The sequence below is a fragment of the Bifidobacterium sp. UTCIF-1 genome (assembly GCF_006408915.1).
GTDB classification, from domain to species: Bacteria; Actinomycetota; Actinomycetes; order Actinomycetales; family Bifidobacteriaceae; genus Bifidobacterium; species Bifidobacterium reuteri.
In genome coordinates this window covers 1-8,231 of record NZ_JFAG01000039.1, presented here as the reverse complement: position 1 = coordinate 8,231, position 8,231 = coordinate 1, and the positions used below count along the sequence as shown (strand labels likewise).

Here is an 8,231-nt window from a genome sequence, read left to right as displayed (position 1 = left end):
TTCGATCGCCTTCCGTCTTGTCTCCAGAGGAATTATGGGTTTGGCCATACGGCCAGCATACCGGGGATCCATCGCCAGCCAGCGTTCCAGGCACTGTCTGGTCGGACAGCCCAGGCACTCCACCACCTGCGCGGTGGTCATCGGCGTTGTGAGGCATAGCTCCACCGCCCTCGAACGCTCCTCAAAACTGAACACACGAGAAACCTTTCGCTCAGTCTCCAAGAAAACATCCGCAGCCCCGAATCTTCGATTAACCGTTTTTGCAAGAAGATCGGGAACAAAGGCTTCAACGACTTCCGCATCGACGTCGCCCGGGCTTCCATGGTGGATGCGTTACGGCAGCGGGCGATCGGCAATCGTGATATGACATATGCGGATTCGATGGCGTTGGCTTATCAGAATGCGCTTGTCAACACTTCGGTCGCCATTGACGACAACATGTTAGCCAAGACAACGGAGGCTATTGCCGGCGCGCGCCGTGTTTTTCTGTTTGGCACCAACGTGACGCGTCTCGCCTGCGAAGAGTTAGGGAACAACATCACGTTACTGGGCATGCCGGCGAATTCGTATACCAATCCTGGCGATATCGAAGTCCACTCTCGCCTGGTTGACAAGGACAACGTTTTCATCATGATGTCGAACAATCTGTTCGTCACCGAAATGTTCGACGCGCTCACCGCTCTCTCCGACGTGGAGGTTCCCGTCATCGGGATCACCAACTATGATTCCCCGAGACTCAATGAGCTGCTGTACGCCAAGTTTCTCGTGTACAGCAAGATGTATTACGGTTCGACGAAGTATCCGGTGAATCCGGTGTTTCCGTTTCTGTTCCTTTCCGATGTTATCTTCGGCCGGCTGTCCGAAAGTAATCCCGCCTATATGGAGATGTGGATGAAGGCGAACTCCCTCGTCACCAAGGATACATTTCTTTACGATTCGTACCTGTGACGGCCTTGCCCATTCCTTGTTGCTAGAGAAGGCCCGATGATATGACAATGCCCGCGACATTGTGTCGCGGGCATTGTTCTCACTTGACGGTAATGACTGTGCGTTTGAGGTCCTCGCGTCGGCTGGAGTGGCCGACGAGCAGTTCGAATTCGCCGGCCTCGACGAACCGGTTGGCGTTAGCGTCGACGATCGTGCAGGCGGCCACGGGCAGGTCGAAGGCGACGGCCGTGCGCTCGCCCGGCGCGAGCGTCACGCGTCGGAAGGCCTTGAGCTCGCGGTCGGTCCAGCTGTACGAGGTCACGAGGTCGCCGACGTAGAGTTGCACGACCTCGGTGCCGCCCCTCGCGCCGACATTGGCCAACGGGACCTCGACATGCACGACGCCGTCCTTGGCGAACGCCCCGCCGGACGGCACGTTGGTCACGACCGGCTCGCCGTATTCGAACGCCGTGTACGACAGGCCCTCGCCGAACGCGAACGCCGGGTCCTGCGTCAGGTCGGCGTACCGGTCGCCGTGCTGGCCGCGGATCTGGTTGTAATAGACCGGCAGCTGGCCCGCATGCCTCGGGAAGGTGATCGGCAGGCGGCCCGTGGGCTCGCACAACCCGAACAGGATCTCGGCGATGGCCCGCCCGCCCTGCATGCCGGGGCTCGGCGCCCACAGGATGGCGCCCGCCCCGCCGGCCTCGCCGTCCCGGCAGTGCGGGACCGTGCCGTCCGGCCGCACGTCCGCGGCGGTCGGCGCCGGACCGACCACGCAGGCGGGCAGCACCAACGGCTTCGAACTCATCAGCACCACGACCAACGGCTTGCCGGTCCGCCGGGCGACCCCGGCCAACGCCTCGAGCAACGCGTTCTGCCCGCCGACCAGCTCCAACGTGGCGGTGGACCGGCCCTCGCCGACCAACTGGACCACGTCGCCGACCACGGCCACGACGAGGTCCGCGCCGCGCGCCGCGGCCACGGCCCCGTCGATCAGGGCACGGTCAGCCGGCGCGGGCACGGCGACCTTCGGCCGGGGCTGGCCGTCGGGATAGGTGTCGCCGGCCGGATCGGGCACGAGGTCGACGAGGTCCGCGCCGCGCGCGTACGTCACCTCGACGCCCGCCCGGCCCGCGATGTCCCTGACGCCGTCGAGCACGGTGACGATCATGTCGCGCGGCTGCCCGTCGGGCATCCAACCGACCTGGCCCGAGCACCCGGCCCAATCGCCCAACTGCGCCTGCGCGTCGTCCGCCAAGGGACCCACCACCGCGATGCGCCGGGGCGCGCGCACACAACCCGACGCACCCGCGGCAGCATCCAAACCCCGGGCCACGCCCGGGGCGGCGGCACCCGCACCACCGGCCGACGCACCCGGGGCGGCGACATCCCCCGCGACACCCGGGGCGGCATCGCCGGCAACCTGCGGCAAGGCGAACGGCAGCGCGCCGTCGTTCCTCAGCAACGCCACCGACTCACGGGCCATCGCCAGGTTGACCTCCCGGTGCGCGTCCGAACCGACGACCGCCCCGATACGCCGCGCATCGGGCAGGCGCGGATCCTCGAACAGGCCGAGCCGGAACTTCAACGCCAGGATGCGCTCCACGGCCGCGTCGACCAACGACTCGTCGAGCAGACCGGCACGCACCGCCTCGAGCGCACCCCCGTAGAACCCCGGCGTGGTCATCACCAGGTCGTTGCCCGCCCGCACCGCGTCCGCCGCCGCATGCACGTAATCCGGCTTGACATGCTGCTCCCACACGGCACGGCCCACGTTGTCCCAATCGGTGACGAGCATGCCCCGGTACCCCCAGGCGCCCCGCAGCCTGTCGTCCAGCAGCCACTTGTTGAACGTGACCGGCACGCCCTCGATGGACTCATAGCCCAGCATGAACGTGCCGCACCCCTCGCGCGCCACGCGCTCGAACGGCGGCAGGAACCAGGACTCGAGCTTGCGATGGCTCAGGTCCGCCTCCGAGGCATCGCGGCCGCCCTGGGTCTCCGAATACCCCGCGAAATGCTTCGCACACGCCAGGATCGCATCCTTGGGCAACGGCTCCTCGGCCTTCGCGCCGCCCTGGTAGCCGCGCACCATCGCCGAGGCGAGCTCGCCGATGAGCACCGGGTCCTCGCCGAACGTCTCGTCCACACGCCCCCACCGGGTGTCGCGGGCGATGCACAGCACCGGCGAGAACGTCCAATGCACGCCCGTGGCCGAGACCTCCTCGGCGGTCGCACGCGCCGCCGCCTCGACCATCGCCGGATCCCAGCCGACCGCCATGCCCAGCTGGGAGGGATAGATCGTCGCCCCCCGGCCAGAACGAATACCCATGGATGCAATCATCGCCGATGACCAACGGAATCCCCAGACGCGTCCGCTCCCGCACGATCTCCGCCGCGCGCGGCAGATCCCCCGGATTGGTGTGCAGGACCGACCCCACATGCCGGCCCACGATGAGCTCTTCCAGATCCGCGCTGCGGGCGTCGAGCTGCATCATCTGCCCGACCTTCTCCTCCAAGGTCATGCGGCCCAGCAGGTCCGCGATACGCTCCGCGACCGGAGCCGCCGGGTTGCGATACAAAGCGTCGCCCGGAACTGGCTCGTTCATGATCGTAATCCTTTCTCTTACTTATGCCCTGTCGAGGAAACGGCACCCACCTTGGTGACACCGCTATGGGGCTTGAGCCCCTTCTTCCTCATAGCTCGGGCACGCTCACCCGCCGAGCGCAACCTTGGGTTGACGTATTCGTCGATGCCGAAGTTAATCAAGCTCAGCGCCATGCCAAGCATGGCGATGCACAGGCCGGCGGGGATGTACCACCACCAGTAGTTCGGGAATGCGCCGTTTTGCTGCGCCCAGTAGAGCACAGTTCCCCAGTTGAGGTTGGTGATCGGAATCACGCCGACAAAGGCCAGTGTGGTCAAGTTGAGCACGGCGGCGTTTACCGTTCCGACGAAACTGGATGCGATGATCGACATGAGGTTGGGGAGCATCTCCACGCAGATGATGCGGTACAACGGTTCGCCGTTGGCTCGTGACGCCTGCACGAAGTCACGGTTTCTCAGGGACATGGTTTGGGCGCGCAGCACTCGGGCACCCCAAGCCCATCCTGTGATGGACAGGACCGCCGACACCAGGAGGATAGACGGGTTGTCATACTGTGACGTAACGATGATAAGTAGGGGTAGGGCGGGGATGACGAGGAACACATTGGCAAGGGCCGACAAGGCTTCGCTGCCCCAGCCTTTGATGTATCCTGCGGTCACGCCGACGGCGACCGAGATGGTTGTGGCGATGATACCGACCACGGCACCTACGATGAGAACGCCCCGGGTGCCATATACGATCTGGCTGAATAGGTCCTCACCCATGTGCGTGGTCCCAAGCCAATGCTTCGCGCTAGGTGCTTGGAGCAGGGCGGTAGAGTCCTTCTCCAAGGGGCCATATGGGGCGATGACCGGCGCAAGGATGGCCACCACGACGAAGAACAGCAGTATGCCGAGCCCAATCAACGATTTCACGTTGCGGAACATTGCGAAACCGCCGATAAAACGTTCCCAAAGATGCTTGATTTGGCGCTTGCGGCGGGAAGGCGTCGCATGTGCGGCGACCGTTGTGGCAGTCATGTCAGACCTCCTCTGATTGACGGGTGCGGGGGTCAAGGATCGCATATGCGACATCGGCCAGGATGTTTGCGATCAACACGGTAAGGGTGATGATGAGGAACAAGCCCTGCATCAGCGGATAGTCCTTGGCGTTGGTGGCGTCGAGCAGCAACTTGCCCACTCCGGGATAGGAGAACACAAGTTCCATGACCAAGGTGCCGCCGACGATGAAGCCCAAGGACAGGGCGAAGCTGGAGAGCTGCGGCAGGACTGCGTTGCGCGCGGCGTATGCCAGTAGCACTCGCTTGGGCGGCAAGCCCTTGGCTTCGGCGACCATGATGTAGTCTTCATCAAGCACGTTGACCATCATGTTTCGCATGCCAAGCACCCAGCCTCCCAACGAGCTAAGGATGATGGTGAGAATCGGCAATGCGCCGTGAGTGATCACCTGACCGATGAAGTCAAGGGAGAGGTTGGGCAGCACTCCCTTGTCGTAGGCATGGGAGGCAGGGAACCAGCCCAAGGTGTTGGAGAACAGGGAGATTGCAATCAATCCCATCCAGAAATAGGGCACCGTGGAGAAGAATGTCGTCACAGGGATGATTGCATCGGCGGCGCTACCACGCTTCCATCCGATCCATGCTCCCAGTAGAGTTCCGAGGACGAAGGAAATGATTGTGGCTACGCCAACCAGGCCGATGGTCCATGGCAGGGCGTTTCCGATGACTTCGGTAACCGGCACAAGGCCCTTAGAAAACGAGGAACCCAGATCCCCCTTGAACAAAAGCCCCCAATATTCAAGGTACTGCTGTAGCAGAGTCTTGTTCTCATCCAATCCGAACAGTGTACGAAGGGAATCGGCCGCATCGGGACTGATCTGTCCTTGATGCGAAGCGATGTACGCCGATACCGGATCGCCCTTGAGCATGCGGGGTAGGAAGAAATTAATGGTGATGGCGGCCCATGCAGTGAAGATGTAGAACACGGCACGTCGAATGAAGAACCTCATCGCGTCCCTCCTTCTTCGTTCGATGCGTTCAGGTGCGCGTCCCCTTCGAAGAACATCTTTGGGTTCGGTGAGGCGTTGCGCAGGTTCAGCGTGTATTCCTGCTTTGGATGCAGGATGACATCGTCGGACTTGCCTTGTTCGACGATTTGACCGTGGTTGAGAACGATGATTCGCTGGCTGAAATAGCGTGCGGTAGCCAAATCATGGGTGATGTACAGCACGCCGAGGTTCTCCTCTTTCTGCAGGTCCGCGAGCAGATTAAGCACTCCGAGGCGCAAGGAGACGTCCAGCATCGACACGGGTTCGTCGGCAATCAGCAGCTTGGGGCGTGATGCGAGGGCTCGCGCGATAGCGACGCGCTGCCGCTGCCCTCCCGACAGTTCATGCGGGCGACGGTCAATCACTGCGTCCGGGTCGAGTCGCACTCGTGTAAGGAGGCGACGAACTTCGTCATCCACTTCATCTTTTGGCACCACATGGTCGAGCAGCAACGGTCGCTCGATATGGTGATGGATCGTGTGATACGGATTAAGCGATGCGAAGGGGTCCTGGAACACCATGCGCAGAATCTGTCTGTAGGTTCGCAATGCCTTGCCGTGGGTGGGAATGGGTTTCCCGTCGAGTAGTACTTCGCCGGAGGTGGCGGATTCAAGTTGGGTGAGGATTTTGGCGATTGTCGACTTTCCGGATCCCGACTGCCCGACAAGGCCGACGATCTCACCTGATTCGAGAGTGAAGTTCACATTGTTAAGGGCCAGGAACTCACCTTCGCCTCGCACGTGGTACTTCTTGGTCAGATGCCTGACTTCGAGTTTCGACACTGCGCTCATCGTCCACCTCCTTGGTTGGTTGGCATGTCGTTGTCCAATCCCGCGGTGCCGTAGGAGAAGTCCTTGCGGTCGCCGGTAAGGGATGGGAAGGACTTGAGCAGACGTTGGGTGTACTCGTGCTTCGGGTGGAAGTACAGTTCCCTTGCTGTGTTGAGTTCGACGATTCTGCCTTGCCTCATTACGGCGATGCGATCGGAGATTTCCAGCAGCAGCGGTAGGTCGTGGGTGATGAAGATGACCGAGAATCCGAATCGTTGGCGCAGCTCGGTGATCTGCGTGAGGATTTCTCGCTGCACCAGCACGTCCAAGGCCGTAGTCGGTTCGTCCATGATCATCAGCTGAGGTTTGAGGGCCAGCGCCATGGCGATCATCACGCGCTGACGCATGCCGCCGGATAGTTCATGGGGGAAGGATTTTATGCGATCGGCACCCACGCCCACTATGTCGAGCAGGTCACCGCATTCCTTCCAGATTTCGGCTTTCGTCATCTTTGGCCGATGTGTGGTGAACACGTCCGCAAGCTGTTTGCCGATGTTAGTGACTGGACTTAGAGCGTTCATGGCACCTTGAAACACCATTGAGCATTGTTCCCAACGGAATGCGCGCATCTGATGCTCGTTGAGCTCGTTGATCATGATGTCTTTGCCTGAGACGTCATGGAACACCGTGCTTCCGGAGGTGATGACCGCCGGCGGTTTGAGTAGCCGCTGCACTGCGTAGGCCAGTGTAGTTTTGCCGCATCCGGATTCTCCAGCGAGTCCGAGTACCTCCCCTCTGTGTAGTTGCAGTGACACATCCTCGACCGCATGCACCGGCGGGTCGACGTCGTATATCACGCTCAGATGCGAGATGTCCAGCAGCACATCATCGGGCATTGCTTCCCTCCTTCACTGACGACGCTATGGATCTACCTCGATCGCAAAGCACGTTATGTTTTCGAAGCCTTACTTGGCGTTATCCTTTAAATTACTTACCAGTAAGTAATCTGTCAACCTAAGAAACCCCGGGGTGTCGCGCCTTGGCACCCCGGGATAAGTCGCGAATGAGCCCCGTCAATCACCTTCCGGAATGGCGTTGGCATGCACGATTCGCTCGTATAGGGAAGCGCTGTCCTTCCAGGTGCGCTCCTGTGTGTCATAGTCGATTCCGATCAGGCCGAATCTCTTCGTATACCCGGAGTTCCATTCGAAATTATCGATCAACGACCATGCATAGTATCCCCTGACGTTTGCGCCTTCAACCAAGGCTTGCGCCAACGCGCTGACATGCTCCCTGAGGTAGCGCACTCTCCGCGGGTCGTGAATCACGTTGCCATCAGCGGGCTGATCGCCCCATGCTGAACCGTTTTCGGTCACCATGACGTCAAGTGTCGGGAACCGTTGCTTGAGGTACATCAAAAGATCGGTCAACCCCTGCGGGTCTTGATTCCATCCCATGGCAGTCAACTCGCCCTCCGGGGGCAATGCCTCGACATGTTTAAGACCAGGCATCGGCGCATGCGGGTCGTCAACCGCCTTGTCCCTATGTCTGACCGTGGTGGTCGAGTAATAGTTGACACCAAGGAAATCGATCGGCTGCCTGCTTATCTTGAGATCGTCGTCGCGCACGAAGATAAGGGGCTGCGGATGTTTTCTTGGAGACTGAGCGAAAGGTTTCTCGTATGTTCAGTCTTGAGGAGCGTTCGAGGGCGGTGGAGCTATACCTCACAACGCCGATGACCACCGCGCAGGTGGTGGAGTGCCTGGGCTATCCGACCAGACAGTGCCTGGAACGCTGGCTGGCGATGGATCCCCGGTATGCTGGCCGTATGGCCAAACCCATAATTCCTCTGGAGACAAGACGGAAGGCGATCGGA

General features: G+C 61.0%; 7 protein-coding genes and 2 pseudogenes. 3 read left to right on the top strand and 6 right to left on the bottom strand.

Annotation, left to right across the window (positions count from 1 at the left end; genetic code table 11):
* Positions 1-228: 228 nt before the first annotated feature.
* Positions 229-273: pseudogene (locus BW09_RS11365) on the top strand (hypothetical protein); the annotation flags it as partial.
* A 48-nt stretch (positions 274-321) separates the two neighbouring features.
* Positions 322-948, top strand: coding sequence for a MurR/RpiR family transcriptional regulator (locus BW09_RS10690; protein ID WP_258185087.1), 627 nt, complete (start codon positions 322-324; stop codon positions 946-948).
* Between the two features lie 79 nt (positions 949-1,027).
* On the opposite strand, the gene BW09_RS10685 is transcribed toward BW09_RS10690, so the two are convergent.
* The 6 genes from BW09_RS10685 to BW09_RS10660 all read right to left on the bottom strand — a co-directional run bounded on the left by BW09_RS10685 (position 1,028) and on the right by BW09_RS10660 (position 7,983).
* Positions 1,028-3,187, bottom strand: a complete 2,160-nt coding sequence (locus BW09_RS10685) for a glycoside hydrolase family 3 N-terminal domain-containing protein (RefSeq protein ID WP_375137583.1) — start codon at positions 3,185-3,187, stop codon at positions 1,028-1,030.
* A 369-nt stretch (positions 3,188-3,556) separates the two neighbouring features.
* Positions 3,557-4,558, bottom strand: a complete 1,002-nt coding sequence (locus tag BW09_RS10680; protein WP_101673510.1) for an ABC transporter permease — start codon at positions 4,556-4,558, stop codon at positions 3,557-3,559.
* A gap of 1 nt (position 4,559) precedes the next feature.
* Complete coding sequence (locus BW09_RS10675) at positions 4,560-5,546, bottom strand: ABC transporter permease (RefSeq protein WP_140464933.1); 987 nt, start codon at positions 5,544-5,546, stop codon at positions 4,560-4,562.
* Positions 5,543-6,376, bottom strand: coding sequence for an ABC transporter ATP-binding protein (locus BW09_RS10670; RefSeq protein ID WP_219846533.1), 834 nt, complete (start codon positions 6,374-6,376; stop codon positions 5,543-5,545). Before BW09_RS10670 ends, BW09_RS10675 begins: the two co-directional genes overlap by 4 nt.
* Positions 6,373-7,251: an ABC transporter ATP-binding protein gene (locus BW09_RS10665; protein ID WP_140463554.1), complete on the bottom strand. Its 879-nt coding sequence runs from the start codon at positions 7,249-7,251 to the stop codon at positions 6,373-6,375. Before BW09_RS10665 ends, BW09_RS10670 begins: the two co-directional genes overlap by 4 nt.
* Before the next feature lie 177 nt (positions 7,252-7,428).
* Complete coding sequence (locus BW09_RS10660) at positions 7,429-7,983, bottom strand: family 1 glycosylhydrolase (RefSeq protein WP_258185085.1); 555 nt, start codon at positions 7,981-7,983, stop codon at positions 7,429-7,431.
* A 53-nt stretch (positions 7,984-8,036) separates the two neighbouring features.
* On the opposite strand from BW09_RS10660, the pseudogene BW09_RS11020 reads away from it, so the two are divergent.
* Positions 8,037-8,231: pseudogene (locus BW09_RS11020) on the top strand (hypothetical protein); the annotation flags it as partial.

What these genes read in the sequence shown, in the direction of transcription:
- BW09_RS10690 (WP_258185087.1), top strand. Translation starts at nt 322, where the DNA reads ATGGTGGATGCGTTACGGCAGCGGGCGATCGGCAATCGTGATATGACA.
- BW09_RS10685 (WP_375137583.1), bottom strand. Translation starts at nt 3,187, where the DNA reads ATGGTCGAGGCGGCGGCGCGTGCGACCGCCGAGGAGGTCTCGGCCACG.
- BW09_RS10680 (WP_101673510.1), bottom strand. Translation starts at nt 4,558, where the DNA reads ATGACTGCCACAACGGTCGCCGCACATGCGACGCCTTCCCGCCGCAAG.
- BW09_RS10675 (WP_140464933.1), bottom strand. Translation starts at nt 5,546, where the DNA reads ATGAGGTTCTTCATTCGACGTGCCGTGTTCTACATCTTCACTGCATGG.
- BW09_RS10670 (WP_219846533.1), bottom strand. Translation starts at nt 6,376, where the DNA reads ATGAGCGCAGTGTCGAAACTCGAAGTCAGGCATCTGACCAAGAAGTAC.
- BW09_RS10665 (WP_140463554.1), bottom strand. Translation starts at nt 7,251, where the DNA reads ATGCCCGATGATGTGCTGCTGGACATCTCGCATCTGAGCGTGATATAC.